A 23,973-nucleotide genomic window follows, 5' to 3' on the forward strand; every position below is an offset into this window, starting at 1 on the left:
GGTGGTTAGCCGAAGGCGTAACCTCTTCTGTCGCCACCAGGAAGGAAAGTGGTGGGCTACGCTTCGCTAATCCGCCCTACGAATTCAGACGTCGCTTCTTCGCATTCAGCGCCGAGGCCACGCGGCTCACGGGCGGCCTGCCCAGCAAGCCACTAATCTCGTTCGTCGCCGCGAGCAGCTTCTCCATATCGACGCCGGTCCTGATCCCCATCCCCTCAAGCATATAGACGATGTCCTCGGTCGCAACATTGCCGGTGGCGCCGGGCGCATACGGACATCCGCCGAGCCCGCCGGCGGCGGAATCGATGACGCGGACGCCCTCCTCCATTCCCGCATAGAGATTGGCGAGCGCCTGGCCGTAGGTGTCGTGGAAATGCATCGCGAGGTGGGAAGCCGGGATGTTCGCGGCGACCGCGCGCAGCATGTCCTGCGCCCTCCTCGGCGTACCAACGCCGATCGTATCGCCCAGCGAAATCTCGTAGCAGCCGAGATCCCACAGCGTCTCAGCGAGATCGGCGACGGCTTTCGGCTTGACCTCACCGTCGAAGGGGCACCCCAGCACGCAGGAGATATAGCCGCGCACCTTCACGCCGTCGGCCTTGGCGCGGGCAAGGACCGGCTTAAAACGCTCGATGGACTCCGCGACCGTGCAATTGATGTTGGCCCGAGAGAATCCTTCCGAGGCCGCCGCGAACACAGACACGACCTTCGCGCCTGCCGCACGCGCGGCGTCATAGCCCTTCTCGTTCGGCACCAGCACGTGGAATTCGGCATCCTTCACGTGGCTCACGCCGCGCAGCACGGCGTCCGAGCCCGCCATCTGCGGGATGGCCTTGGGCGAGACGAAGGCGCCGACCTCGACGGTATGAAGGCCAGCCGCAACCAGCGCCTCGACAAAGGCAATGCGCGCCTCGACGCTGACCGGCGTCTTCTCGTTCTGGAGGCCGTCGCGCGGCCCCATTTCGATGATGCGGACCTGATCGCTCATGATCTCACTCGCCGATAGGATCGACCTCTGCAAGCTCGACACCTTCCTGGACGATGTCGCCGACCTTGCACTTGATCGCCTTCAGAACGCCCGCAAAGGGCGAGCGCAGCGTCTGCTCCATCTTCATCACTTCGAGCGTCAGGATCGGCGCGCCCTTCTCCAATTTGGCCCCCTCCTCCGCAAGCACCGCCACGACCGTGCCGGGCAAGGGCGCTGCAATCTTGTCCTCGCCGACATGCTCTTCGCTCTCGCCGCCGAACGGATCCACCCAGTGCAGATCGAACCGCCCGTTGCGCGTACGCAGATAGAGCTCATGGCCGTCAATAACCGTGGCAACGGCGGTCTTGACGCCGTCGAGCGTCAAATCGAATCCGCCCTCCTTAGGCGCCGTCGCGAAAGCCAGCTCCCGTTCACCGATGACAAGTGTCGAGGGGCCGCTGCCGTAGTTCAGCGAAATCTTCTGCTCCGGACCATGGCCGACGCGGAAGGCGAAGCCGCGCTGACGCCGTCCGACCGGCTGCCAGCCAAAGGTCCGCCATGGGGATTCGGTCTCGCCCTGAGCTGCCCTACGCTCCTCATTGACGATAGCCGCAACGGCCGCACACAGCTCAAGCTCGCCGGGCGCAGCGCCTGCCGCCGTCAGCCCGGCCAGCTCCCGCTCGATGAAGCCGGTATCGATCGCGTTCGATCGCACCTTGGGATGCGTCATCAGCGCCGAGAGGAACGGAATGTTGGTGACGATGCCGCGGACGTCGGAATTCTCGAGCCCGCGATTCAATCGCTCGATCGCCGCATCCCGCGTCGGCGCCCACGCGATCATCTTGGCGAGCATTGCGTCATAATAGGGCGAGACGGTATCGCCTTTCCGATAGCCGGCGTCGATGCGCAGGCCGCCGATCTCCTCAGGCAAGCTCCAGGTCGAGATCCTGCCGACCGACGGCATGAAGTTCCTGGTCGGATTCTCCGCGTAGACGCGCGCCTCGATGGCGTGCCCCTTGAGGCGGACCTCATCCTGCTTCAGCGGCAGCGCCTCGCCGAAGGCGACACGCAATTGCCACTCGACCAGATCGATCCCGGTGATCAGCTCGGTCACCGGATGCTCGACCTGGAGGCGGGTGTTCATCTCGATGAAGAACACGTCTTTGCCGTCCGAGACGAACTCGATCGTGCCGGCACCGACATAGTTCACCGCACCGGCCGCCTTGCGCGCGGCAGCACAGACAGTCTCGCGCTGCGCGGCATTGAGCGTCGGCGACGGCGCCTCCTCGATCACCTTCTGGTGCCGCCGCTGGAGAGTGCATTCGCGCTCGAATAGCGACAACAGATTGCCGTGGCTGTCGCCGATCACCTGCACCTCGATATGGCGGGGATTGTCGACATATTTCTCGATCAGCATGGTGTCGTCGCCGAACGCGGCTTTTGCTTCACGCTTGGCACTGACGATCGCAGGTCCGAGTTCGGCAGCCGAGCGCACGATGCGCATGCCCCGGCCGCCGCCGCCCGCGGAGGCCTTCACCAGCACGGGAAAGCCAATCTTGTCGGCGGCCTTCGCAAGCGTCGCCTCGTCCTGCGCCTCACCGTGATAGCCCGGCACCAGCGGCACACCGGCCTTCTCCATCAGTGCCTTGGAGCCCGACTTCGAGCCCATCGCAGTCATCATCCCGGCGGTCGGGCCGACGAAGACCAATCCGGCGTCCAAGCAGGCCCGCGCAAACTCGGCATTCTCCGACAGGAAGCCATAGCCGGGATGCACGGCCTCGGCGCCGCTCTTCCGCGCGGCCTCGATCAGCCGCTCGACATTCAGATAGCTGTCGCGTGCACGCGCGGGCCCGAGCAACACAGCCTCGTCGGCGAGTGCCACATGCATCGCGTCGCGGTCGGCCTCGGAATAGACGGCGACTGTGCGCAGGCCCATGGCACGCGCGGTGCGGATGATGCGGCAGGCGATCTCGCCGCGATTGGCGATCAGGAGCGTGCGAAAGCGCCGGTAGAGGTTTGAGCGGTCCATCATCAGTTCCTGCGTCACATCCTGAACAGGCCGAATTTCGTGGGTTCGATCGGCGCGTTCGACGCCGCTGACAGTCCAAGCCCGAGGACGAGCCGCGTATCGGCCGGATCGATCACGCCGTCGTCCCACAGCCGCGCCGTCGCATAATACGGATGCCCCTGGCTTTCATATTGCGCACGAATGGGGCTTCGGAAACTCTCTTCCTCTTCCTTGGACCAGCTCTCGCCCTTGGCCTCGATGTTGTCGCGCCTGACCTGGCTCAGTACCATCGAGGCCTGCTCGCCGCCCATCACGGAGATGCGCGCATTCGGCCACATCCAGAGGAAACGCGGGCTGTAGGCGCGCCCGCACATGCCGTAATTGCCGGCACCGTAGGAGCCGCCGATCACGATCGTGAACTTCGGTACCGAGGCGGTCGCCACGGCCGTCACGAGCTTCGCGCCGTCGCGCGCGATGCCGCCTGCTTCGTATTTCCTGCCGACCATGAAGCCGGTGATGTTCTGCAGGAACACCAGGGGGATACCGCGCTGGCAGCACAGCTCGATGAAATGTGCGCCCTTGAGCGAGCTCTCGCTGAACAGGATGCCGTTGTTGGCGATGATGCCGACCGGATAGCCCCAGATGTGGGCGAAGCCACAGACCAGCGTCGTGCCGTAGAGCTTCTTGAACTCGTCGAATTCCGAGCCGTCGACGATGCGCGCGATGATGTCGCGAACGTCGAAAGGCTTGCGGCCGTCGACCGGCACGACGCCGTAAATCTCTTCCGCCGCAAACAGCGGATCGCGCGGCGGATGCATGTTGAGGTTCGGCCGGCTTGCGGGCTTCAACGTACCCACGATACGCCGCGCGATGCCGATCGCATGCGCGTCGTTCTGGGCGTAGTGATCGGTGACACCGGACTGCCGCGAATGCACGTCGGCGCCGCCAAGTTCTTCGGCACTCACGACCTCGCCGGTGGCAGCCTTCACCAGCGGCGGGCCCCCCAGGAAGATGGTGCCCTGGTTGCGCACGATGATGCTCTCGTCCGACATCGCCGGCACATAGGCGCCACCGGCGGTGCAGGATCCCATCACGATAGCGATCTGCGGGATGCCCTGCGAGGACATCTGCGCCTGATTGTAGAAGATGCGGCCAAAGTGCCGCTCGTCCGGAAAGATGTCGTCCTGCATGGGCAGGAAGGCGCCGCCGGAATCGACCATGTAGACGCAAGGAAGATTGTTCTGCCGCGCGACGTCCTGCGCGCGCAGGTGCTTCTTCACCGTCATCGGATAGTAGGTGCCGCCCTTGATGGTGGCATCATTGGCGACGATGACGCACTCGCGTCCCGAGATCCGCCCGACCCCCGTGACGACGCTGGCCGAATGCACATCGCCGCCGTACAGGCCATAAGCGGCAAGCGGCGACAGCTCCAGAAACGCTGTGCCAGGATCGACCAGAAGATCGACACGCTCGCGCGCCAGCATCTTACCGCGCGCGGTGTGCCGCTTGCGCGAGGCCTCGCCGCCGCCGCCGGCGACCTGGGCGAGCTTTTCCCGCAAGTCAGCAACGAGCACGCGCATCGCCTCCGAATTGCCTGCGAAATCCGATGATGAAGGATCGATGGTGGAATGGAGCGGCATGTGTCCAGCGCTTCTATTTGACGTGGTGAGATGCCGCAGCAGGGTGGACCATTTTCGCGGCGATTCCAAATGCGTTCAGGCCGTCTCCGCCATCAGCTCGCGGCCGATCAGCATGCGGCGCACCTCCGAAGTGCCGGCGCCGATCTCGTAGAGTTTTGCATCGCGCCAAAGACGCCCGGTTGGAAATTCGCTGGTATAGCCGACGCCTCCGAGCGCCTGGATCGCCTCGCCCGCCATCCACGTCGCCTTCTCGGCGGAGTAAAGGATCGCAGCGGCAGCGTCCTTGCGCAGCGAGCGCGCGTGACCGCCGCGGTCGCAGGCGCGGCCGACGGCGTAGACGTAGGCGCGCGTAGCCTGCCAGGTCGAATACATGTCGGCAAGTTTGCCCTGCATGAGCTGGAAGTCCCCGATCGGCTGACCGAATTGCTTTCGCTCGTGCATGTAGGGCACCACGGCGTCCATGCAGGCCGCCATGATCCCGAGCGGACCGCCGGACAGCACCGCGCGCTCATAGTCGAGGCCGGACATCAACACCTTGACGCCCTCGCCGACGCCACCCAGCACATTCTCTTCCGGCACCTCGCATTCGTCGAAGAACAAGGGATAGGTGTTGGAGCCGCGCATGCCGAGCTTGTCGAGATGCTGGCCGTGCGTAAAACCCTTGAAGCCTTTCTCGATCAGGAAGGCGGTGATACCGCGCGGACCAGCTTCCGGATCCGTCTTGGCATAGACCACCAGCACATCGGCGTCGCCGCCATTGGTGATCCACATTTTCGAACCGTTGAGCACGTAACGGTCGCCGCGCTTGTCAGCGCGCAACTTCATGGAGACGACGTCGGAACCGGCGCCCGGCTCAGACATTGCGAGCGCGCCGACATAGTCGCCGGAAATCAGTTTTGGGAGATAGCGCTGGCGCTGCGCGTCATTGCCATTGCGACGGATCTGGTTGACGCAGAGATTGGAATGCGCCCCGTACGACAGGCCGACGGCGGCCGAGCCGCGCGAAATCTCCTCCATGGCGACGATGTGGGCGATATAGCCCATATTGGAGCCGCCATATTCCTCCGGCGCGGTCATCCCCAGCAGGCCGAGATCGCCGAAGCGCTTCCAGAGGTCGGGAGGAAACAGATTCGCCTTCTCGACCTCGGCGGCACGCGGCGCGACCTCAGCCTCCACGAAGGCGCGCACCGTATCGCGCAGCATGGTGATGTCTTCGCCCAGGTCGAAATCGATGCTCGGGATGTTCATGGGCTGCTCCTCCGTCTTGTCTTGCCTGCAAACCTACCCCCGATCGGGCATTCGGGCCGTCGAAAAGGTTGCATTTTCCGCCATAGTTGGCGAGGATTCGGCATGCCGTTTCAAGCCTCCGCAGCAGTTCCTCGCCGCGCCGTGACACCGGCCGCCTTCGTGCGCGGGGTGGTTGCCGCCTATGCCAGATATGGCCGCGATGCGGCCGAGGCGCTAGCCAGGAGCCAGGTGCCTGCGGACCTCCTCAGGTCAGTGGATGGACGGGTCACGGCGACCCAATTCGAGGCGCTTGCGGGCCATGCCATGCGCGAGCTCGACGATGAGGCGCTCGGCTGGTTCTCGCGCCGGTTGCCTTGGGGCACCTACGGCATGCTGTGCCGGGCCTCGATCACGGCCCCCAATCTCGAGGTCGCGCTGAAGCGCTGGTGCCGGCATCATCGCATCCTCACCGAAGACGTGCTGTTCGAACTTGGCGTCGACCGCGACACGGCCGTGATCTCTATTCGCGAGCAGCGCGACCTCGGGCCGTTGCGCGAATTCTGCCTGGTGACGCTGCTGCGCTACGTGCTCGGCTTCTCCTGCTGGGTCGTGGATTCCGCGATCGCGCTCCGCGCGGCGGAATTTCCCCATGCCGAGCCGCGCCACGTCTCGGTCTATCCAACGATTTTCTGCAAGAATGTTAGCTTCGACGCGGAGCGCGCCAGCATCACCTTCGACAAGCGCTATCTGGCGCTGCCGCTAAAGCGCAGCCCATCCGATCTCGATCATATGCTGAAGGGTGCGCTGCGCCTGACCGTGCTGCCCTACCGACGCGACCGCCTGATGGTGGAGCGGATCAGGCGCGTGCTACGCAGCGCGCGCGGTCGCATCCTGACCGCCGACGACGTCGCAAGTGAGCTCGCGCTGTCGACCCGCACGATGCATCGTCGCCTGCGCGACGAGGCAACCTCGCTGCGTGCGTTGAAGGAAGAGGCAAAGCTCGAACTCGCCAGGGAAGCCCTGATGCGCGGCCGCGCGCCGATCAAGCGGATCGCCGAGATCGCCGGTTTTCGCAACGAGAAGAGTTTTTCACGCGCCTTCCGCAACTGGACCGGCGCCTCGCCGCGCGAGTTTCGCACCAGGTATCGTTAAGCTTGCACCGGTGATCCAACCGCTGTGCAGGGAAAATTTGCTGGCGAGCTCCTGCATATCTGACTAAACGGCGGGCGCAGTCGCTGCGGCGATCTCGTGCACCGGCAACGGCACGTCCTTGGCAACTCCCAGCACGGGAAAGCTGCGGACGGTCTTCACGTTCGGCATGGCGGCAAAATGCAGGAGCTGTTGCCGCATGCTTTCGACGCTCGGGGCCACGCATTTCAGGAGATAGTCGGTATCGCCGGAGATCCGCCAGCACTGCTGGATGCGCGGGATGGCGGCAACGGAGATCTCGAAGGCCTCCAGAACCGGTTGAGCCTGGCTGCCGAGCTGGATGGCGACGAATGAGACCACTTCGTAGCCGAGGAGCCGCTCGTCGAGAATGGCGCGGACTGCTTTGATCACGCCGCGGCTGATGAGGGATTTGAGCCGCCGCAGGCAGTTCGGCGCGGAGATACCGACACGATGTGCCAGCTCATTGTTGCGGACGCGGCCGTCTTGCTGCAGCTCCGACAATATCCTCAGGTCGACGCCGTCGAGCTGGTAACGCCCCACCATACCCACCTCGTCATGATCCCGTCACGCTTCGCCCAGCGAAGCACGCGCCAAAATCCCTGCCAAGGGCTCCAGGAGCCAGCGGGCGCCCAGTGCGTCCAGATCAGTGCGTCCACGGCTCGCCGCGGCGGAAGGAGAAATTGTCGGCATAGGCGACCGGGCGGCGGATCGACTCCTTGGGCTCGATCACCTGGTAGGCGATGCCCTTGCGCTCGCAATAGGCGATCGCCTCCTCCTTGGTCTCGAAGCGTAGCGTGATCTGCTGCTTCATGTCCGCCGACGAGGTCCAGCCCATCAGTGGCTCGACCGCGCGCGGCTGCTCCGGCTCGTAATCGAGCTGCCATTCCCGGGTCTTCCCCTTGCCCGATTGCATCGCGTTCTTGGCGGGCTTGAAAATGCGTGCGGTCATTGGACGGCCGGACCCCTTTTTACGTCTATTCGGTCTAACTCTATGCGTCACCGAAGCTATTGGTGGAAACCACCGGGATAGTATAGAGAACACCGTATCGAGAATTTGAACGGTGATTCCACAATCCTGGAGGTAGCGTTGCCAACGGGTATAGTCATTATGCTGCGCCGTGACAATCTCGCCCCCCGCACGCCGCGGATCGGGAGCCTGGCCCCGCGGTACGGCTGATGCTGGCGCTCGGTGCGCGCCCCGTGATCTGTGTTTCCTCCTCGAAAGTCCGCTTCGATGGCCTTCCTGAACATCAACGCAACGCTCCCCGAAAAAGGCCGTGACCTCCGGCTCGACCTGTTTCGCGGGGTGGCGAACTGGGCGATCTTCCTCGATCACATCCCCGACAACGTCGTGAACTGGATCACGACGCGGAACTACGGTTTCAGCGACGCCGCCGACCTCTTCGTCTTCATCTCCGGCTATACCGCCTCCTTCGTCTATGCGCGGATGATGCTGGAGCGCGGCTTCGTCGTCGGTGCCACCCGGCTGACCAAGCGCGTCTGGCAGCTCTACGTCGCCCACATCATCCTGTTCGTGATCTACATCGCCTCGATCAGCTATCTGGCGTTGCGCTTCGGCGATTCCGAGATGATCGACGAGTTCAATGTCGCCGGCCTCGTCGACAACGCCACCGAGACGCTGCGGCAGGGTTTGTTCCTGCGCTTCAAGCCACTCAATCTCGACGTGTTGCCGCTCTACATCGTGCTGATGGGATTATTCCCGCCGATCCTCTGGTTCATGCTGCGCAAGCCGGACCTCACGATGGGGCTCTCCATCATCCTCTGGCTGGCAGCACGGCATTTCGGCTGGAATCTCACCGCCTACCCGGCCGGCACCTGGTACTTCAACCCGTATTGCTGGCAGGTGCTGTTCGTGTTCGGTGCCTGGTGCGCAATGGGCGGAGCGCGGCGCTCGATGACGCTGATCAACTCGAAGATCACGCTGTATTTGTGCCTCGCCTATCTTCTGTTCGCGCTGATCATGACCATGGCGGGCCGCTTCCCGAGCCTCGGCGCGATGTTTCCGGAGTGGCTGTTTTCGGCCTTCAACCCGAACGACAAGACCAACCTTGCGCCTTATCGCTTCATCCATTTCGTCGTAATCGTCATTCTCGTCATCCGCTTCGTGCCGAAGGACTGGCCGGGCCTGGAGTGGAAGATGTTCGATCCCGTGATCGTCTGCGGACAGCAATCGCTCGCTGTGTTCTGCGTCGGCGTGTTCCTGTCCTTCGTCGGGCACTTCGAATTGTCGATGAGCTCGGGCTCGCTGTTCGCGCAACTCTTCGTCAGCATCGCCGGCATCGCGATCATGACGACGGTCGCCTACTACATCTCCTGGTCGAAGCGGCAGGACAAGCCGCTGAAGCCGCCCGCCGCCGCGAAGCCAGCGGCCACCGCTGCGAAGGCGGGCTGAGCGAGCAAACGCGAAGCGGCCGCCTCAGGCCGCTTCGTCCTCGCTATATTCGGTGAACTTCTTGTATATCCACTGACGGCCGTCGTGGCGGCGCCAGACCTTGCCGTAGACCAACTGCCCGTTGATCGAGCGCCTCGGCACGATGATGGTCCACAAGTGCCAGATCTCGGCCCAACCGGATCGTGAAGTGGGAATTTGGGAGCTGCGATCGAAAACCATGACGAGAAACTCGCAAGAAACGAAGCGCCGCGATCTCTGTGATGGAGTGTGAGCTACGTTCGTAGGCACAGCGGCGGGCCGGGACCGATTTGATAACAGCCGACAAGATGGCCGCAACACGAGCGCGTGCTTAACCTAACCGGTCAACCTTAACTCTCGCGAATGTGCAGACCAGTGGCAGTTGAAACGGCGCCCGGTCTTTTCTAGAATGCGCGTGACATTTGAGATGACCGTGCCGTTTTGGGGCGCGTGACGATTTAGAACTGAATTTGAATTTTGAGACGCCTGCTATCAGGGGCGATTGCCATGGATTTGCTCACCATGAATTTGCTCAACATGAATCTGCTCAACATGAATCTGCTCAACATGAATCTGCAATGTGCTTGTTTGCATCTGGCGATCGCGTCTCCGCCATCCGTGCCAACCGCCAGGCAAGCCGCCGAAGAACTGCCCGATGCAGCGAACGACAACGAGACGGTCTGGCCGCTCGTCCCGTTCCCGCTGGGCTGGTGCGCGTCGAGCTGAGACGCACGGCTAATTTGTCGACTCTGAAAAGCGCGACGCCGCACAAGCGGAATATCGTCGCTTGGCGGCGTCCGTTTAGATATTGGGCGCTGAAATCCCCAATACCCGTATGTCTGTTGCGGGCCCCAAAGGTTCGATGACGCCTTGACAATTTCGCACGCGGCCCATGCGCCAACTGCGTGAAAAATCGCGCAGAAGTCGTGACACGCTACGAACAGAGACCCAAGGTTTGAACGGACGCTTGCGCAAGACGCCGGTGCGCAAGCGATCGACCGCCAGCCCCCGTCCCGCCGCTCCGCCTCACGTGCTCCCGGCAGTCGTGCTGAGCGTGCCCTGAGCCGTGTAGGTATGACCAGCCGAACTGAATTGACCACTCTGGTTCTGACCGCCTTGCGCGCTGACCGAGGTTTCGACTTCGGTCGTGCCGTCGGAATAGGTGATGACCGTGGTGGTAATCCCGTTCACGGTCGTGGAGACCTCGCTGACGATGGTTTTGGCAGAGCTGCCGCTACCGCCGCCCGCTCCGCCACTTCCGCCCGCCGACTGGGAGGACGATGCAGTCGCCGAAGACGAGGTCGTCGCCGATGTGGACGATGTCGCCGAGGAAGAAGAGCTTGCTGCGGACTGGGACGTTGCCGCTGCGCTGGAGGTCGAACCGATCGCCGTGATCGACATGGGAGCCTCGCCTTCAGGAGATGTTGCCGGGCGCACGCAAGATGCACGATCCGCCCTTTTCTTCAACGCGGCTCCTGGCCGAAACAGGCGTCGGGATTGCTTGCAAAACGCCAGCATCGCGGTCTCAAAAGCCGAGGCGGGGCTGGTCGGGGCAGCCGGATTGGTTCTGCCCCGACAGAAAATCCAACAAATTCAATAAACGATTGAGTTACAAAGGCTTATTAGCTACCAGTAGCCCCATCAACTGTTACGACTCCGTGTCGCGAGGGGGCTATGGGACTGGCATCAAATATTCAGCGGCGGGGCGGCTCCGCCGTCTACTACGTGCGGCTTGCGGTCCCCAAAAAGCTCCAGGCCCTGGTCGGCAAGAAAGAGATTTGGAAGTCCACCGGGGTCCGCGACCCGAAGGCCGCTCGGCTGGCCGCGCTGCCGATCCTAGCGAAGTATCGATCGCAGTTTGAGCAGCTCGCGCAGAGGCAGGAGCCGACGCCAGGAGACCTCCAGGCGGCCGTCTGGCGCCACTATGAGGGGCTTCTGGCCGACGACCAGCGCGAGCGCGCGGCCATGCCCACGGCGGCGATGCTGGAGCGGGCCAAGGAACGCCTTGCGGGCGATATCGCTGCCGGCGCGGTCGAGTGGTCCGGCGATCCTCTTGTCCAGATGGGCGCGACCATTGACGTCATGGCGATGAAACAGGCCCCGACCCTCGCCCGCGAGCGCCGCGCGACCAAGCTGTCGGAGCTGCGCAAGCACCTGGGGACCGGCGAGACCGGCCCCATCGAGTGGGCTGCGGACGCCGTGATTGAGCAAGACCGCCTGTTGATCGAGAAGGGCTCGCCGGCTTATCGGGACCTCTGCCAGCGGCTACAGCGCGCCGAAATACAGATGCTCGAGCGCGCCGCAGAACGGGACCAAGGCAACTGGTCGGGCGTCCCTACCGACTCCATCGTCGCGCCCGCCGATCCTACGGCCGGCAGAAAGAAGGCCGCGCCTGGTGAGGGCCTTTGGGAGCTTTACGACCGTTTCGAGGGTGAGAAAAAGGCATCGGTGAGCCTCGATACCTGGACACAGAATCGGGTGATCGTCGGGCTGTTCTTCGAGTTCATCGGCGAGACCTCGCATGTGTCGGCGATCACCAGGAAGGCCGTGCGGGACTGGAAACATGCCCTCGCCGGTTGGCCGGTGAAGGCGCTCAAGATCAAAGAATTCGAGGGCATGTCGTTTCGGAAGATCGTTGAGGCGAACAAGACGATCGGCAAGCCGACGATCAGCGAGAACACCACGAACCGCTACCTCTCCGCCATTGCCGGTTTCTGCGAGTGGCTGCTCAACAACGAATACCTTGAGCAAGACGTCATCCGCGGCATGTTCCTCAGCATCGACAAGAAACAGCAGAAGGTCTTCCCCTACTCCGACGACCAGTTGCGGACGATCTTCACGTCGCCGTTGATGACGCGCTGCGCTGGTGACGACCAGGAGCACAAACCTGGTGACGTCGAGATCAGAGATTGGCGCTACTGGTTGCCGCTGATCGCGATCTACAGCGGCGCAAGGCTCGGCGAACTCGCGCAACTGTTGACAGCGGACGTGCGCCAACTTCATGGCGTCTGGATCTTCCACGTGACGCGCGAGGGTTCGCGGCTGAAGTCGACGAAGACGGGAGGATCAGAACGCGTTGTGCCCGTCCATAGCAAGCTGATCGAGCTGGGCTTCCTTGAGTATCATGCGGCCATGCTGGCCCGTGGGGAGACGCAGCTGTTCCCAGAGTTGGAGCCCGATACGCGCGGCTTTTTCTCGCGGACACCGTCCCGGTTCTTCGCCGGCTACTTCAAGCGCATCGGCGTCAAGAGCGACAAGCGCCACAACTTCCACAGTTTCCGACATGGCGTTGCGGACGCATTCCGGCGCGCCGGATATCTAGACGAACAATTCGGGCCGCTCCTAGGCCACACCAAAGCGACGACAACGGGTCGCTATGGAGTTCTGCCGGTGGGGCCGTTACGGGACCGCGTTATGATGATCGAGGCGATTAGATACGGCTCGTGATCGGTAGCGCCCTCACACCGTTCGCGAGAGCGGCGCAACCAACATTGCCGTGTCGGTCTCGCCCTTCAAATCCTGCCGATCTACTTCGCCCACCACCGTCTTGAGTAGCTCAGGCTGTCCGAAGATCCGGAGATCTTCGATCACTTCAATCGCCGGATACTCGCGGCGCTCTTCCAGCATGCGGCAGATTTCTCGATCAACCGGTCGGGGCAACCTTCGCTCGGGAGGGAGCCTAGCGTCTGATGCTATGAAGGCCTGGACGATGCGCCAGCCCTCATAGAATGCCTGCATAAAATCAGCATCGTGATGAAGCGGGCAGATGACCAACCCTCGCCCATCGTCCAACCGAACGCGATCGCTCTGCCCTTGCCTCGTCGGGATTATGCCAACGCGCAGCCCAGCGGCGCCTTCAAGATGAGTGGGGTTGATTTTGACGGTTGTTCCAACCCATTGCTGTGTCTCAATGGATCCGATGAAAAGATCGGCCTTCCACAAACCCCTGATGGAATATGGTAGCGCTGGTCGAGTAGCCGGACGGCGAAATGCCGCTGCAATGGTGTTGAGGCGCCGCAGCAACTTGGGCGGCTGACCAACGTTTCCTGCCAGCGTTCGCGACTCGTCTGTGAGGATGTTTTTCGCCGTATCGATCAGCTGCACGGCGCCCGTCTTTTCGATCCCGAACAAGATCGACCTCGGTTGTGGGCGCTTGATGTTGCAAAGCTTCAAGGCGGTTTCCATTCGCTCCAAAACGCGAGTGTCACCGCTGTTCATTGCCTCGTGAACCGCATACTCGAAGCAGATTCCGACGTCCCCATCTCCCGGACGATAAAGGCGCGGTAGCATCTTGAGCTTAACGCCGTGGTGCCCGCCGGCCTCTGCGACCACGTCAGCTTTGAGGGCATACAGAACGCCAGTAAGGATCGGCCTGACGATCGACGTCAGTGCCAACACTTCGTCGGCGACCGGGTTGAGCTGCTCTTCGCGGCGAATTTCCATCATGCCACCCCACTTAAAGACGGGAGTATGGCATGTGCAACTCGCATTACGAGCAGGGAGGCTGATTTCTATCGTTGGGTTGTCCACAAAAAGTGGGCGCGGTGTGATCCCGCGCCCCTCGTGTACGCATATGCCTGCTGTTCTTCAGGCTCGGCCCTGATCGCGCGCTGGCAGTTTGCCGAATTCGGTCAGCAACTCGTCGATCGTCGCGATCTGCTCGGGCGTGAGAACCGTCGCGGGCTCGGGTTCGTCCTGGTCGTCGATCTCACTGCTCGCCGGGTAAACGCCAGCGACGCACAGTGCGACCTGAATCTGGTTTTCGACGTAGCTGTCGGACCCGGCGTGCAGGTCGGTGAGCGTGCGGAGAAGTGTGGAGTAACGGTCGTCGGCGATCAGCATGGCATTCCCTCAGTGAGCCCCACCATTAGCGGTGTGTGGCCATAGATTCATATTCGTCGAATCGTGTCAAGACATTGATTTAACTTATGAAAATGTAAGTCAGAACTGACTTACACGATGCTTTGTCAGCCTTTGACGTCGCGCGAAATGTCGGCCATATTCGCCGCATGGTTGCTTTGGACGATATCAAGCAAGCGCATCTGGCCCGGCTGGAGCAGCTCGTCGAGGACATCCAGAAGACGCTGGAGGGGCAGAGTCGGCCCGCAGACAAGGTCGAGTGGATCGAGACGCTACTCGCCGTTCACGGGTATCGCGTCGAGCGCCGCCGTTAAAACTAGCCGACCCGATTAGAAGCCCGCTGGTGCGTCAGCGCCTCTGTCCGGTGTTCTGGAGTCGGCACCTCCGAAAAACGAATCCTGAGTCACGGCTGCTAATCCTCGCCGGCATTTGATCACGGCCGGAAGATCGAAGAGAGCGCGGGCCGGAACGCCTCGGGCTATCCATGGATCTTCTGGCCGATGACAGAGCCGGCGCAGCCGGCGATGTCGGCCGGGAGGGTTCGCCTTCTCTCACCAGGACGAGAGCGGCCGGAGGCCGCGGTCGGCCGGGAGCAGGATTAGACAGATTTCGTCGCGCTCCCCGCTACTACTGTTTCTTTGAAGAGAAGTAGTAAGTAGTAATAGTGAGGAGTGTGACAAAGGTCCGCTTCGGTCTCTTTTTCAGAATCCAGCAAAATCAATTAGTTAGAGAATTCAGTCTGGTGCAGTCTGGTGCAGGTTTTGCATCAGACTGATCTCGGCTTGCACCAGACTGACTTGGTTTTGCACCAGACTGACTTGGTTTTGCACCAGACTGAAATGGCGTCCAGATGCCGGCAGCGACCAGCTTCTCGACCACGGCTTTGCGGTTTTCCGCCCGCTTCTTCGTCATCGCGACGCCGGTTTTAGCAGCGTAGTGTTTGGCGACCTTGGCGGCCGATACGTCTCCGGCGTCCCAGAGGATGATCGCAAACTTCGTGTAGTCGCGTTCCTTGCCGGCAAGCTTCTCGAGGAAGCGATCGGTCGAGCGACGGCCCGCCACGGCCCTCTCGAGCGCCGCGAGCATGGTCTTCGATCGCGACAATGGTGGCGCAGCCTTGACCACGGGCGCCGGCCGGGGCGGCCTCCGTGAGATCTTGGCCCGGTGATTACGTTGCCGCTCGCGGGCCTCTCTGCGTTCCCGGTCACCTGCCAACTCGCAGCCCCCCGCGTGCAGCATCGCAAGCTGGGCCTCGGCAAGCGGCTTACATGACGGCGCAAAGGGACACGTCGAACATTCGACCGAACCCTCGCGGTAGCACATACCCATGCCGTAGCAGCCGGGCGCCAGCGACACGTCCAGCGTCTTGCGCTTGTCCACCTGGTCGAGGTCCGCGACTGCGGCGAGGAAGCCAAGATCGAGCGGCGCCTGGTCGATTGTAGATGGTGCGGGCTGTGGTGCGGCTGGCTCGACGTCGAGTAGCGCGAGCGCGGCGAGCTCTAAAGAGTCGAGCTGGCGCTCTGGTTCGTCGCTGATAAAAGAAAAATCGTCGTCGGAGTCGAGATTGCGGTGCAGTTTCGACGCGTCGTCGCTATAATTCGTATTGCGTTCGGACAAAGCTCACTCCTTGGGTCCGGACCGTCCAGTCAGTTTGACCGCTAAACTGGACACTCCTTCTGAAAACCACTCGCTCGCCGGCGGGTGGTTTTCGCATTTCAGATACCACTATAGCGCTCGACCCTCGGTTTGCTGGGGTTTGTCATCGCCGCAGGACACCCCCCGGTCGCATCTGGGTCCGAAGTTCTTGGGCGATCAGGCTCTTGATGTGATGCTGGGCAGCTTCCGCAACTGTCTTGCCCATGCGCTCATGGTCCTGTGTCGATTGACCGGGCGAACCCGTCACCGTGACGGCGATCTGCGGCGCGATGACATGCGGCTGGGCCATCATCGGGGCGGCTGCGCTGCCGGTGTTGCCGACCAGGCCGCCATCGGCAAACCTTGGAATCCGGTCGGCATTGATCGCCTCCAGGACCGCCCGGTGCTTCTCCACGGCGGACGCACGCACCACGAATTCACCATTGCTGAGCCGTGCCGGAATGCTGTCTGACGTGCCGGTTCCTGGTCCGCTAATGTAGCCGCCGTCTGCCTTGGCGACGGGAGCCGCGCTGCCGACCAGGCCGCCGTCGGCGAACCCGAACATGCTGCCCATCGAGCGCATGAGCGGCTGCACGACCAGCATCTTAATCATGGCCTCTTCGAGCGCCCGGACAATCGACTTGGCCATGTCGGCAAATCCCGCCGACACGCTCTTGGTGCCGTCCAGGATGTCGGCGAGGCCGGTCGTGAGGCTACTCGACATGGTGCTGCCGATCGAGCGCATGGCCTCATTGGTGCGCATGGCCGATGCCTCGACGCTATTGAGCGCCGTCGCTACGTCCGGATAGAGGCCCTTCAACTGTTCGGCGATCTGCACGTCCTGCGGATCCAGCAACGCCGTCTGGCGCCCTCGCCGGATGGACTGTGCAACGGTGGCCTTCTCCATGGCCTCGGTGGCCTTGGCGTAGGCCTCGGTGACCTCCTCGATCTTGCGGCGCTGCTCTTCGGTGACCACGCCCTCGCCCTTCCCGGCCGCGGCGTTGGCCTGCATAGCGACGGTCTCGAGCTGGGCCGCGATCTTGTTCCGCTCGCGTGCAGCGGTCGAGAGATCGAGGCCGGCGGCTTCCGCCTGTAGGGCCGCGGTGCGCTTCTCTATGGCCTCCGCACTGCTATCAAACCGATCGTGGTCACTGCCCGTGCTAATTTTCGTCGGCGCCGGACCAGTGCCGCGCGTTTGGCTCGGTGCCGGCGGACCATACTGCTCGCCGTTCGCCGTGAGCGCCGCAATCTCTTTCTGCAATCGGTCGCGGTGCGCCTCAAGGTCCGCTTGCGTTCCGTTATAGACCGTCCCGATTCCAGGGATCGCCAACGGCGGGAGATTGATCGAGCCGAGTAGTCCGCCACCAGTGCCATTGAGGCGAGCGTTCACGGCCGCGAGAGCTTCACGTTTGGCGTCGAGGTCGGTCGAGCTGGTGAAGCCCGGGATCTTGATTTTGTTGGACCACTCGACGGCCTTGGCGATCAGATCCACCGTATCGGCCCAGTAACCCTTGATGGTGAGCAGAACCGACGCGAGATCGTCCCAGGACGGCTTGAGCGCGCTCGAGAGCCGTTGGTGTGCAAGCTTGAGCTGGTCATCCATCTCTTTGGCGCGCTCGACCAGGGCGTTACTGAAAATGCCGTCCGAATTGGCGCTGGCATCCTTGATGGTGTTGAGCATGCTCTCGGCAGACGTCCGGCCCTGCCGGATACGGTCGACAAATTGCGAACCGAACATGCGCTCGCCCAGGTCCAAGCTCGCCGCATGCTGGCCGATCTGGTCGAGCTGCTGCATCGCTGAGAGGACCGCTTTGACCTTGTCCTCTTGGGTCTTGGCGTCCCGGAACAGAACTAGGCCTTGGAGTTGCTGGCCGGCGGCCTTCGCAAGCGTCTCGTTATAGACGCGCAACGCCTTCTCGACGTCGGTAATCTTCTCTTCGCCGACAGTCCACTCGCCGATATTGATCGGCGACTTGTCTTTGGTCGCATTGAAGGCGTGATCGAGCGCAGATTCCAGCTCGCCGGCCTCGACCTTGAGCTTCCTCGCCTCACTGGTGAAGGCCTGTAGAAAGGCCGGGCTGACGCCCAGGTTCTGTGCTTTGTCGGCTATCTCGACCATGGTCTTGAGCTGGTCGCGCGCTTCGCCGATCGCTGCGGTCATCAATTTCAATGATCCGACGACGACCGCGACGTTTGCGGCTAGGCCCAGCGCCGACTTGGCAACGGTGCCGGCCATGCTCTTGCCGATCGACTCGTTCATGTCCAGGAACTGCTTCGCAATCTGCCGGGTCGCGGTGCCGGCGAGCGAGCTGGTCTGCTTCATCTGGTCCCGGAACTTCTCCAGATCGATGCTGACCGGGATCTTGAGACTAGGCGCTGGCATGGGTATCTCCGACGAAAAGGGCAGCCAGGATGTTGCTGGCGATCATCACATTGGGTGCTAGGGGCTTCCCGCGCACATGGGCGGCGAGCAGCGCCTCTACTTCGCGTTCGGGCGCGCCCCCGCCCAGCAACGCCAACTCCATCACGCGCTCGACGTCCTCAGCCGAATAGTTGTTGGCCTCAAACCGCGCCATGACGGCCGCGATCGAGCTGCCGTCTGGGCCGGGGATACCGCGCCAGGACAACACGCGCTGCACATATGGGTGCGCGAGCGTGAAGGTGTGGGTGCCGCCGGCCCAGGTGATCTTTCGCGCGCACTTATCGTCAGTCATTTAGAACCTCGCTAACAGCTTCATCGATCGCCTTCTGCATGTCGTCGCGCATGGCGTTGTAGGTTGGATAGAAGAACGGGCGCGCCGGCTGGTGGCTGGTCCCGAATTCGAACGCGAGGGCGTAGTCGTATTCGACGCCAGAGCCTTCGCGGACTTCCTTGGTCGTCATGTCGCCGCCGGCCTGCACGATGAATTCGAGTTCGTTGGTGCCCGGAGCCACGGTGCATGATGCTTCTAGCGCGCCGGTCTCATGCGACTGCTCAAGCGAGCGCAAAGCTTCACGCTGCGCGTCCGAAAGGCGGAATGCCTGTTTGAGAACCGCATCAGATAGTTGCTCTCTGAGCTTGTCCGGCAGCGATTCCAAATACTGTTCGAGGTCGTCGTCAGCCATCAGAGCACCAACATTTCTACGGTGATTTCGGGGTTGTCGAGGAACGAGCCGCCGCCCTCGCCGGCCGCCGCGCGTGACACGGCCATCCAGGCCGCGCTGACGCCGTCGATTCGATCGGTCGACTTGGTCTTGTGGATGATGCGATTGGAATTCGCGTCGGTGTTGATCGCTACGTTGCCGAAATTCCATCTGAGGATGGGGTGACCGCCGTGACGGAATCGGCCGCTGAGGATTGCGGCCTCAAGGACGTTGAGCGCCGGGGATTGCGTCACCCAACCCTGCCGGATGGTCACGACCGGGTAGCCTTCATCGATCAGCGGAGCCATCACGGCTTGCGCATACGCAACGTCGAAACCGATTTCCTGGACCTGGAAACGTTCGGCGAGGCCGCGGATGTAGTCCGCGATCGCAGGCCCATCGATGACGTTCCCGGGCGTGGCTGTCAGGTGTCCATCGCGCCGCCACTGCTCATAGTTCACGCCGTCAACGTCGCCGCGCCGGATAATGTCTGTCTCGGGGCAAAAGAAGTGCGGCAACACCGTGTAGTTGTCACCGTCTTTGAAGCATGCGACCACGGCAGAGAGGTCGGTCGTCTTGGACATATCGACGCCGATCCAGCACGGCTGGCCGCGCAGGGCCTCATAGTCGATCGGCGCCGCGCCCTTGTCGTAGGTCGCCAGGTCAACAAACGGACTGGTCGAGTGGGCCTGCCAGACGTTGAGCTTGTATTGGAGCAGGCTGGCGCGCTCGGTCGGGCTATCCTTCGCGCGCGAGACATGACGCCGGAAGCCGTCGATGGCTGGATACCCATGGGCGCTGCCAGGATTGACGCGCTTCCAAAGCTCTTCGTCCGCATGGTCGCAATCGGTCGGCGCCTCAAAGAGGACCGGCAGCCAGGTTGGATCGATGATCTCGCCGCGCGCGATCTTGCGGGCGCGCTCGATCACTTCCCACGCCTTGGTATCGTCGCCGCGGCCGGCGGTCGTCGCGACTACCAAGAGGCTGTTGTCGATCTTGTCCAGGCCATTGGTGAGAACCGTCCAGAGCCCATCACCTCGCCACACGTGCAGTTCGTCCGCGAGCACGAAGGACGGCGTCCGGCCCTCCTTGCTTGGTGCGTCTGCCGAGATGACTTCCAACTCGGTGCCGTCGCGGGGATATGCGATCTTTTTGGCGCTGTTGAAGGCGTCGTAAATCTTGGTGACAGGGACCAGGTGTTTGGCGTCCGCCTGGACGATGCCGCGGGCCTCTCTAAAAGCGATGCCGGCTTGACTGCGGTCGCTTGCGGCAAAGATCACTTCGCCACCGGGCACGCGCTCGGGGCCGATGGTGTGAAGCAGGGCCAGGGCGGCGGACAGGCTGGTCTTGCGGTTGCCGCGCGGGACCAGGATCACAACTGTGCTGACGATCCGACTGCCGTCCGGGTGCCGGGGTGCATAGATCGCGCGGACTATGCGTTCCTGCCAGCTATCGAGCTGGAATTGCTTCCGGGGCAGCGTCGATTTTGGGTGCTTGAGCCGGCGAAGGAATTGCACGGCGCGTTCGCCATAGCCGAACGGGTCTGCAATGGGCGAGTTGTCGTAAATCCAGTGTGGGTAAGTGTCAGACGATGGCGAGCGGGTTGTCATCATCGCTTTCGTCGTCATTGTCGCGCACGGCCGGCCGCGATCTCGAGACCGGGGTGAGGCCCAGCTCAGCGGCGAGCTGGCGCGCCGTGACCATGCATTTGTCTTGGGCGCGGAGGAGCTTTAGATCGATGCCGCCGCGCAGGAGCGTTTCCAGCTCCCGGATGCGGCCCATGGCTACGCAATAGCTTTCCAGGCAGCCAAGATCGGCCGGCGTGAGGATGCGGCGCTTGGTTAATTCGGGCATTACCCGTCGCCATTCCGCCTTGGCGTGCTTAGATAGCCAAGACGGTGGCGCGAGCGGCGCTGAAATTGCGCTCGCGTCGCTCGTCAGTTCCGGCTTGCGACCCTTCATCGACGGGCCTCGGGGGAAATCAGGGGAGCAATATCGGAATGACCGCAGAAGAGGCTATCGACCGACTGATGCGGGAGATCAAGCCGCCGAAGGGCAACGTGATCACCTTGCGCGAGTTTGAGCCAAAGCTCGAAACGGACACGAATTGGGTTCCGGGGACAGGTCTCATGCCGGATGAGGCGATTGATCGCTATGCCAAGGCGGTTGCCAAGCTCAGAAACGAGCACCCGCGCATCGACTGGACGGGCGTCGAAAAACTCGATGGCAAGATCCGGCATCTCGCGCGCTATTCGATCTGACTTCACCACCATCAATCGGCCCTCGCAAACTCGCCGAAGTGCTTGCGCGCCGCGGCGGCATAGGCGTCGCCGGCTGCCTCTTTGGTTGTGAACGTGCCGAGATAGCGTTGGCGGTCCTCCACAAGGATGTAGGCCGCAAAGTTGCCGTAGGCGGTCATCCGGACGCCCTTAACGCCCAGCTCGTTACAGGATTTGCGCCCTTGCGCCGTCTGCCTTGGTGTTGCCAGCCGCAGATTGATCCAGCGCAGGTTCGATCGGTCATGATCGCGGAAACTGACGCCGCGCGCGGGCCACTCGCCGGTCATGTAGAGCCAGGCCAACCGGTTGGCGAGATAGGTCCGGCCATCAAGGCGCATGACAATGTAGCCATCGGGGTTCGGGGTGCCGACGCGCTTGCCGTCCCGGGTGAAGATGCCGGTGGCGGGATCATAGATGAGCAGTTGCCGGAGACGTTCCGCGGTGATCATGGCCCAACCCGTTGCAAGGTGAGGTCCAGCCCGACGCGCCGGCCGATCTCGGTGACGCCGATGATTTGGAATTGCTGCCCCTGGTAGGTGACGCGGTTCTCCAGCGTCACGCCGTTCAGGTAGCGCATACGGAACGTCAGCACGGCGTTGGTGGTTTCGCCGCGCGGACCTTCCTGGTTGTCGGTGGCGTTCTTTAGGAGCTGGGCGCGCATGGTCGCGACCGGCGTCCAGGTCCTGGATGGAGTGCCGTCCAGGCTGATGCCAGTTGTGGGGCGCTCGATCAGGAGCACGCGGTCGAGGCTGCCGGCCTTCATGCTGCCCTCGCGTTCATGATGCCTGCGACGGAGACAATGCCGTGCGATAGCGAGCCGTGGGGATCGCGGAGGTAGCGCGTCTGCGTCACCATGAGGTCGTGACACGTGAAGTTGTCCAGGACCAAGACGCCGCTGATCTGGGCGTCAACGCGCAAAGCCTCAACGATCGCGGACACAGCCTGCTTACACTGAGCCAGGCCGGGCTCCTGAAACCAGACATGCAACGTGGCGTGCGCGGTCGAGTCCCAGCGCCGGAAGATGGTCTGCCCCTCGCCGATTTGGACGCACGGCATGCGTTCCGGCCGGCCGTTGGCGTCAAGAATGTTGTCCGGCGGGACCAACGCCAGAAGCTCTTCGGACGCGATCAGGCGCGATCGGACGGCCTTTTGGAGGTCGTATGACGGGTCAAAAGCGGGCATTTCAGAACGCCCAGGCGCGATACGGCGCCAAAATATCTAGGAAACCGAACGGAAGTGACTGCGCTGTCACGCCCACAAGGGTGGCCTCGCGGTTCTCATAGAGATGGGCGGTCAGTTGCAGCACGGCCTCATTGATCGGTGCCGGAGTGTCGTCCGCATCCACATCCGAGCCCGTGTAGGCGCCAATCCACGCCTTTGCGGCCGCCAGCTTGTCAGTGAGAAGCTGGTCGTCGAGATCAATCGTGATGTTGAGGTGCTGCTTCACCTGGTCGAGGGTGACGGCGGGCATGGTCAGAAAATCTCCATTTAGGCGCTATCTTGCGTCGAGGGAGACCACCGGTCCCGGCGCGTTTTTTGCGGCGTTGTCCCCTCCCCCCGGGGTCTGTGCAGCCAGCACAGCGCGGTCCATCTGGTGGCGTAGGTCTGCCATCTGTTCCTCGACGTCGCGGACGAACAGTCGGATGGATCGGGTCAACTGTCGGTGTGCGGCATGCATGTCGCGCTGCCACTCTTTGATGGCCGGCAGTTGCAATGCCAATGCACTGGGCTGTTGGCGTCTACGCTTCATTGGGAACGCTCCTGGGATTGCTTGGTGCTGTTGTGGTGATGGGCGCAAAGGGACTGCCAGTTGTTGGAGCTCCAAAACTTGGCCTTGTCTCCGCGGTGCGGTTGAATGTGATCGACCACGATGGCAGGCTTGCCGCACATGGCACAGAAGGGATGCCGTGCCAGGAAGCCAGAGCGCGCCTTCTGCCACTTGCTGTCGTAGCCGCGGTCATGGGCGTTCGGCCGACGTCGATCGGCCTCTGCCTTGCGTTGGATCTGACAGGGGCACAGTTCGCCTGCCCAGACGAGCCGGCCGCAGCCACAGAGACGGCGAGGTTTGAAGGGCATTACGTTGGTCCCATGACGTGGTTGGTGAGGTCGCCGATCGCGTTGAGGTCGGCGCGAATGTCGCGGTAGGTGCCGTTCGCCATGTCTGCGGCCTGGTCCTCCTCACGCTTGCCGCCGAAGAGCGCCGCCAACATTTCCATGCGGCCTTCTCGCGCGGTGAGGATTTCAGTCGGCGTCGAGTCCCACGTGGTCTCCGGAGACCAGCCCAAATAGCCGGTGCCGATCTGGAACAGGCGGGTGAAGTATTCATCAAACGGCATGGGCTTGCCAGTCTGGGGCTTGTCGCCATCGGTGTCGGCGCCGCTGAGCACGAGGAGGAAATCGAGAAGTTGCTCGCGCGCATCCATGATGCTGCGGAGAGACGCGACCGGAACGGTGGTGCTGGTCGCGGTGATCAGATCCATGATGGCGGTGAAACTGCCATCGGCTACAGCCTGGTATAGAGCCGGGAAGCCATACTTCTGGTGGAGATGGAATGCGGCCCGCAGCGTTGGACGCAAGGTAACAACCTTGCCTCCTACCTGGAGGGCGTAGTTCGCTGCGAGCCGCATAGCTGT

Annotated in this window: 28 protein-coding genes; 7 read left to right on the forward strand and 21 right to left on the reverse strand. The window is 62.5% G+C overall.

Going from position 1 to position 23,973, the window contains the following annotated elements; genetic code table 11:
• Positions 1–76 precede the first annotated feature (76 nt).
• The 4 genes from SO156_RS01125 to SO156_RS01140 form a co-directional block, all read right to left on the reverse strand.
• Complete coding sequence (locus tag SO156_RS01125; protein ID WP_498533549.1) at positions 77–988, reverse strand: hydroxymethylglutaryl-CoA lyase; 912 nt, start codon at positions 986–988, stop codon at positions 77–79.
• 4 nt (positions 989–992) lie between these two features.
• Positions 993–2,996 (reverse strand): acetyl/propionyl/methylcrotonyl-CoA carboxylase subunit alpha, encoded by a 2,004-nt coding sequence (locus SO156_RS01130; RefSeq protein ID WP_498533550.1) that lies wholly within the window; start codon positions 2,994–2,996, stop codon positions 993–995.
• A 14-nt stretch (positions 2,997–3,010) separates the two neighbouring features.
• A complete protein-coding gene (locus SO156_RS01135) occupies positions 3,011–4,615 on the reverse strand; it encodes a carboxyl transferase domain-containing protein (protein WP_458147938.1) in 1,605 nt (534 codons plus the stop codon).
• Positions 4,616–4,690: 75 nt separating this feature from the next.
• Positions 4,691–5,863, reverse strand: a complete 1,173-nt coding sequence (locus SO156_RS01140) for an isovaleryl-CoA dehydrogenase (protein WP_498533551.1) — start codon at positions 5,861–5,863, stop codon at positions 4,691–4,693.
• 102 nt (positions 5,864–5,965) lie between these two features.
• On the opposite strand from SO156_RS01140, the gene SO156_RS01145 reads away from it, so the two are divergent.
• Entirely contained in the window at positions 5,966–6,994 is a 1,029-nt protein-coding gene (locus SO156_RS01145; protein ID WP_458147940.1) for an AraC family transcriptional regulator, read from the forward strand.
• Positions 6,995–7,057: 63 nt separating this feature from the next.
• Here the strand turns inward: SO156_RS01145 and SO156_RS01150 are convergent, their stop codons facing one another.
• Positions 7,058–7,555: an Lrp/AsnC family transcriptional regulator gene (locus tag SO156_RS01150; protein WP_498533552.1), complete on the reverse strand. Its 498-nt coding sequence runs from the start codon at positions 7,553–7,555 to the stop codon at positions 7,058–7,060.
• Positions 7,556–7,655: 100 nt separating this feature from the next.
• Positions 7,656–7,961 (reverse strand): ETC complex I subunit, encoded by a 306-nt coding sequence (locus SO156_RS01155; RefSeq protein WP_027527719.1) that lies wholly within the window; start codon positions 7,959–7,961, stop codon positions 7,656–7,658.
• Between the two features lie 285 nt (positions 7,962–8,246).
• Here SO156_RS01155 and SO156_RS01160 point away from each other — a divergent pair, with 285 nt between their 5' ends.
• Positions 8,247–9,425 carry an OpgC domain-containing protein gene (locus SO156_RS01160; protein WP_498533553.1) on the forward strand — a complete coding sequence of 393 codons (1,179 nt, stop codon included), beginning with the start codon at positions 8,247–8,249 and terminating at the stop codon, positions 9,423–9,425.
• A 24-nt stretch (positions 9,426–9,449) separates the two neighbouring features.
• Here the strand turns inward: SO156_RS01160 and SO156_RS01165 are convergent, their stop codons facing one another.
• On the reverse strand, positions 9,450–9,644 hold the full coding sequence (locus tag SO156_RS01165; protein WP_458147943.1) for a hypothetical protein: 195 nt from the start codon (positions 9,642–9,644) through the stop codon (positions 9,450–9,452).
• A 306-nt stretch (positions 9,645–9,950) separates the two neighbouring features.
• On the opposite strand from SO156_RS01165, the gene SO156_RS01170 reads away from it, so the two are divergent.
• From SO156_RS01170 to SO156_RS01180, 3 genes are all read left to right on the forward strand, one after another.
• Positions 9,951–10,169, forward strand: a complete 219-nt coding sequence (locus SO156_RS01170; RefSeq protein ID WP_498533554.1) for a hypothetical protein — start codon at positions 9,951–9,953, stop codon at positions 10,167–10,169.
• A 439-nt stretch (positions 10,170–10,608) separates the two neighbouring features.
• Positions 10,609–11,043, forward strand: coding sequence for a hypothetical protein (locus tag SO156_RS01175; RefSeq protein WP_498533555.1), 435 nt, complete (start codon positions 10,609–10,611; stop codon positions 11,041–11,043).
• A 74-nt stretch (positions 11,044–11,117) separates the two neighbouring features.
• Positions 11,118–12,890 carry a DUF6538 domain-containing protein gene (locus tag SO156_RS01180; RefSeq protein ID WP_498533556.1) on the forward strand — a complete coding sequence of 591 codons (1,773 nt, stop codon included), beginning with the start codon at positions 11,118–11,120 and terminating at the stop codon, positions 12,888–12,890.
• 12 nt (positions 12,891–12,902) lie between these two features.
• Here SO156_RS01180 and SO156_RS01185 read toward each other — a convergent pair whose 3' ends face one another.
• Positions 12,903–13,889 carry a hypothetical protein gene (locus tag SO156_RS01185; RefSeq protein ID WP_498533557.1) on the reverse strand — a complete coding sequence of 329 codons (987 nt, stop codon included), beginning with the start codon at positions 13,887–13,889 and terminating at the stop codon, positions 12,903–12,905.
• Positions 13,890–14,030: 141 nt separating this feature from the next.
• Positions 14,031–14,285 (reverse strand): hypothetical protein, encoded by a 255-nt coding sequence (locus tag SO156_RS01190; RefSeq protein WP_498533558.1) that lies wholly within the window; start codon positions 14,283–14,285, stop codon positions 14,031–14,033.
• A gap of 167 nt (positions 14,286–14,452) precedes the next feature.
• On the opposite strand from SO156_RS01190, the gene SO156_RS01195 reads away from it, so the two are divergent.
• The gene (locus SO156_RS01195; RefSeq protein ID WP_498533559.1) at positions 14,453–14,617 is read left to right on the forward strand and encodes a hypothetical protein; all 165 of its coding nucleotides are present in this window, start codon (positions 14,453–14,455) and stop codon (positions 14,615–14,617) included.
• 403 nt (positions 14,618–15,020) lie between these two features.
• Here SO156_RS01195 and SO156_RS01200 read toward each other — a convergent pair whose 3' ends face one another.
• The 6 genes from SO156_RS01200 to SO156_RS01225 form a co-directional block, all read right to left on the reverse strand.
• The gene (locus SO156_RS01200; protein WP_498533560.1) at positions 15,021–15,920 is read right to left on the reverse strand and encodes a hypothetical protein; all 900 of its coding nucleotides are present in this window, start codon (positions 15,918–15,920) and stop codon (positions 15,021–15,023) included.
• Between the two features lie 142 nt (positions 15,921–16,062).
• The gene (locus SO156_RS01205; RefSeq protein ID WP_498533561.1) at positions 16,063–18,321 is read right to left on the reverse strand and encodes a phage tail tape measure protein; all 2,259 of its coding nucleotides are present in this window, start codon (positions 18,319–18,321) and stop codon (positions 16,063–16,065) included.
• Positions 18,308–18,652, reverse strand: coding sequence for a gene transfer agent family protein (locus SO156_RS01210; RefSeq protein ID WP_498533562.1), 345 nt, complete (start codon positions 18,650–18,652; stop codon positions 18,308–18,310). The genes SO156_RS01205 and SO156_RS01210 overlap by 14 nt, the downstream gene beginning before the upstream one ends.
• Positions 18,645–19,043, reverse strand: a complete 399-nt coding sequence (locus SO156_RS01215) for an HK97-gp10 family putative phage morphogenesis protein (RefSeq protein ID WP_498533563.1) — start codon at positions 19,041–19,043, stop codon at positions 18,645–18,647. Before SO156_RS01215 ends, SO156_RS01210 begins: the two co-directional genes overlap by 8 nt.
• Positions 19,043–20,674 carry a terminase large subunit gene (locus SO156_RS01220; protein WP_498533564.1) on the reverse strand — a complete coding sequence of 544 codons (1,632 nt, stop codon included), beginning with the start codon at positions 20,672–20,674 and terminating at the stop codon, positions 19,043–19,045. The genes SO156_RS01215 and SO156_RS01220 overlap by 1 nt, the downstream gene beginning before the upstream one ends.
• Positions 20,646–21,023 (reverse strand): phage terminase small subunit P27 family, encoded by a 378-nt coding sequence (locus SO156_RS01225; protein WP_498533565.1) that lies wholly within the window; start codon positions 21,021–21,023, stop codon positions 20,646–20,648. The genes SO156_RS01220 and SO156_RS01225 overlap by 29 nt, the downstream gene beginning before the upstream one ends.
• A 38-nt stretch (positions 21,024–21,061) precedes the next feature.
• On the opposite strand from SO156_RS01225, the gene SO156_RS01230 reads away from it, so the two are divergent.
• Positions 21,062–21,322, forward strand: a complete 261-nt coding sequence (locus SO156_RS01230; protein WP_498533566.1) for a hypothetical protein — start codon at positions 21,062–21,064, stop codon at positions 21,320–21,322.
• An 11-nt stretch (positions 21,323–21,333) separates the two neighbouring features.
• Here SO156_RS01230 and SO156_RS01235 read toward each other — a convergent pair whose 3' ends face one another.
• From SO156_RS01235 to SO156_RS01260, 6 genes are all read right to left on the reverse strand, one after another.
• Positions 21,334–21,789 carry an HNH endonuclease signature motif containing protein gene (locus SO156_RS01235; RefSeq protein ID WP_498533567.1) on the reverse strand — a complete coding sequence of 152 codons (456 nt, stop codon included), beginning with the start codon at positions 21,787–21,789 and terminating at the stop codon, positions 21,334–21,336.
• The gene (locus SO156_RS01240) at positions 21,786–22,103 is read right to left on the reverse strand and encodes a head-tail adaptor protein (protein ID WP_498533568.1); all 318 of its coding nucleotides are present in this window, start codon (positions 22,101–22,103) and stop codon (positions 21,786–21,788) included. The genes SO156_RS01235 and SO156_RS01240 overlap by 4 nt, the downstream gene beginning before the upstream one ends.
• A complete protein-coding gene (locus tag SO156_RS01245) occupies positions 22,100–22,522 on the reverse strand; it encodes a DUF3168 domain-containing protein (RefSeq protein ID WP_498533569.1) in 423 nt (140 codons plus the stop codon). The genes SO156_RS01240 and SO156_RS01245 overlap by 4 nt, the downstream gene beginning before the upstream one ends.
• A gap of 1 nt (position 22,523) precedes the next feature.
• On the reverse strand, positions 22,524–22,811 hold the full coding sequence (locus SO156_RS01250) for a head-tail connector protein (RefSeq protein WP_498533570.1): 288 nt from the start codon (positions 22,809–22,811) through the stop codon (positions 22,524–22,526).
• 24 nt (positions 22,812–22,835) lie between these two features.
• Positions 22,836–23,090: a hypothetical protein gene (locus SO156_RS01255; RefSeq protein WP_498533571.1), complete on the reverse strand. Its 255-nt coding sequence runs from the start codon at positions 23,088–23,090 to the stop codon at positions 22,836–22,838.
• 325 nt (positions 23,091–23,415) lie between these two features.
• A complete protein-coding gene (locus SO156_RS01260) occupies positions 23,416–23,967 on the reverse strand; it encodes a hypothetical protein (RefSeq protein WP_498533572.1) in 552 nt (183 codons plus the stop codon).
• Positions 23,968–23,973 lie beyond the last annotated feature (6 nt).

The organism is Bradyrhizobium sp. UFLA05-125, from assembly GCF_059803515.1.

Coding starts and splice junctions, on each gene's coding strand:
- SO156_RS01125 (WP_498533549.1), bottom strand. CDS start 988: ATGAGCGATCAGGTCCGCATCATCGAAATGGGGCCGCGCGACGGCCTC.
- SO156_RS01130 (WP_498533550.1), bottom strand. CDS start 2,996: ATGGACCGCTCAAACCTCTACCGGCGCTTTCGCACGCTCCTGATCGCC.
- SO156_RS01135 (WP_458147938.1), bottom strand. CDS start 4,615: ATGCCGCTCCATTCCACCATCGATCCTTCATCATCGGATTTCGCAGGC.
- SO156_RS01140 (WP_498533551.1), bottom strand. CDS start 5,863: ATGAACATCCCGAGCATCGATTTCGACCTGGGCGAAGACATCACCATG.
- SO156_RS01145 (WP_458147940.1), top strand. CDS start 5,966: ATGCCGTTTCAAGCCTCCGCAGCAGTTCCTCGCCGCGCCGTGACACCG.
- SO156_RS01150 (WP_498533552.1), bottom strand. CDS start 7,555: ATGGTGGGGCGTTACCAGCTCGACGGCGTCGACCTGAGGATATTGTCG.
- SO156_RS01155 (WP_027527719.1), bottom strand. CDS start 7,961: ATGACCGCACGCATTTTCAAGCCCGCCAAGAACGCGATGCAATCGGGC.
- SO156_RS01160 (WP_498533553.1), top strand. CDS start 8,247: ATGGCCTTCCTGAACATCAACGCAACGCTCCCCGAAAAAGGCCGTGAC.
- SO156_RS01165 (WP_458147943.1), bottom strand. CDS start 9,644: ATGGTTTTCGATCGCAGCTCCCAAATTCCCACTTCACGATCCGGTTGG.
- SO156_RS01170 (WP_498533554.1), top strand. CDS start 9,951: ATGGATTTGCTCACCATGAATTTGCTCAACATGAATCTGCTCAACATG.
- SO156_RS01175 (WP_498533555.1), top strand. CDS start 10,609: ATGACCGTGGTGGTAATCCCGTTCACGGTCGTGGAGACCTCGCTGACG.
- SO156_RS01180 (WP_498533556.1), top strand. CDS start 11,118: ATGGGACTGGCATCAAATATTCAGCGGCGGGGCGGCTCCGCCGTCTAC.
- SO156_RS01185 (WP_498533557.1), bottom strand. CDS start 13,889: ATGATGGAAATTCGCCGCGAAGAGCAGCTCAACCCGGTCGCCGACGAA.
- SO156_RS01190 (WP_498533558.1), bottom strand. CDS start 14,285: ATGCTGATCGCCGACGACCGTTACTCCACACTTCTCCGCACGCTCACC.
- SO156_RS01195 (WP_498533559.1), top strand. CDS start 14,453: ATGGTTGCTTTGGACGATATCAAGCAAGCGCATCTGGCCCGGCTGGAG.
- SO156_RS01205 (WP_498533561.1), bottom strand. CDS start 18,321: ATGCCAGCGCCTAGTCTCAAGATCCCGGTCAGCATCGATCTGGAGAAG.
- SO156_RS01210 (WP_498533562.1), bottom strand. CDS start 18,652: ATGACTGACGATAAGTGCGCGCGAAAGATCACCTGGGCCGGCGGCACC.
- SO156_RS01215 (WP_498533563.1), bottom strand. CDS start 19,043: ATGGCTGACGACGACCTCGAACAGTATTTGGAATCGCTGCCGGACAAG.
- SO156_RS01220 (WP_498533564.1), bottom strand. CDS start 20,674: ATGATGACAACCCGCTCGCCATCGTCTGACACTTACCCACACTGGATT.
- SO156_RS01225 (WP_498533565.1), bottom strand. CDS start 21,023: ATGAAGGGTCGCAAGCCGGAACTGACGAGCGACGCGAGCGCAATTTCA.
- SO156_RS01230 (WP_498533566.1), top strand. CDS start 21,062: ATGACCGCAGAAGAGGCTATCGACCGACTGATGCGGGAGATCAAGCCG.
- SO156_RS01235 (WP_498533567.1), bottom strand. CDS start 21,789: ATGATCACCGCGGAACGTCTCCGGCAACTGCTCATCTATGATCCCGCC.
- SO156_RS01240 (WP_498533568.1), bottom strand. CDS start 22,103: ATGAAGGCCGGCAGCCTCGACCGCGTGCTCCTGATCGAGCGCCCCACA.
- SO156_RS01245 (WP_498533569.1), bottom strand. CDS start 22,522: ATGCCCGCTTTTGACCCGTCATACGACCTCCAAAAGGCCGTCCGATCG.
- SO156_RS01250 (WP_498533570.1), bottom strand. CDS start 22,811: ATGCCCGCCGTCACCCTCGACCAGGTGAAGCAGCACCTCAACATCACG.
- SO156_RS01255 (WP_498533571.1), bottom strand. CDS start 23,090: ATGAAGCGTAGACGCCAACAGCCCAGTGCATTGGCATTGCAACTGCCG.
- SO156_RS01260 (WP_498533572.1), bottom strand. CDS start 23,967: ATGCGGCTCGCAGCGAACTACGCCCTCCAGGTAGGAGGCAAGGTTGTT.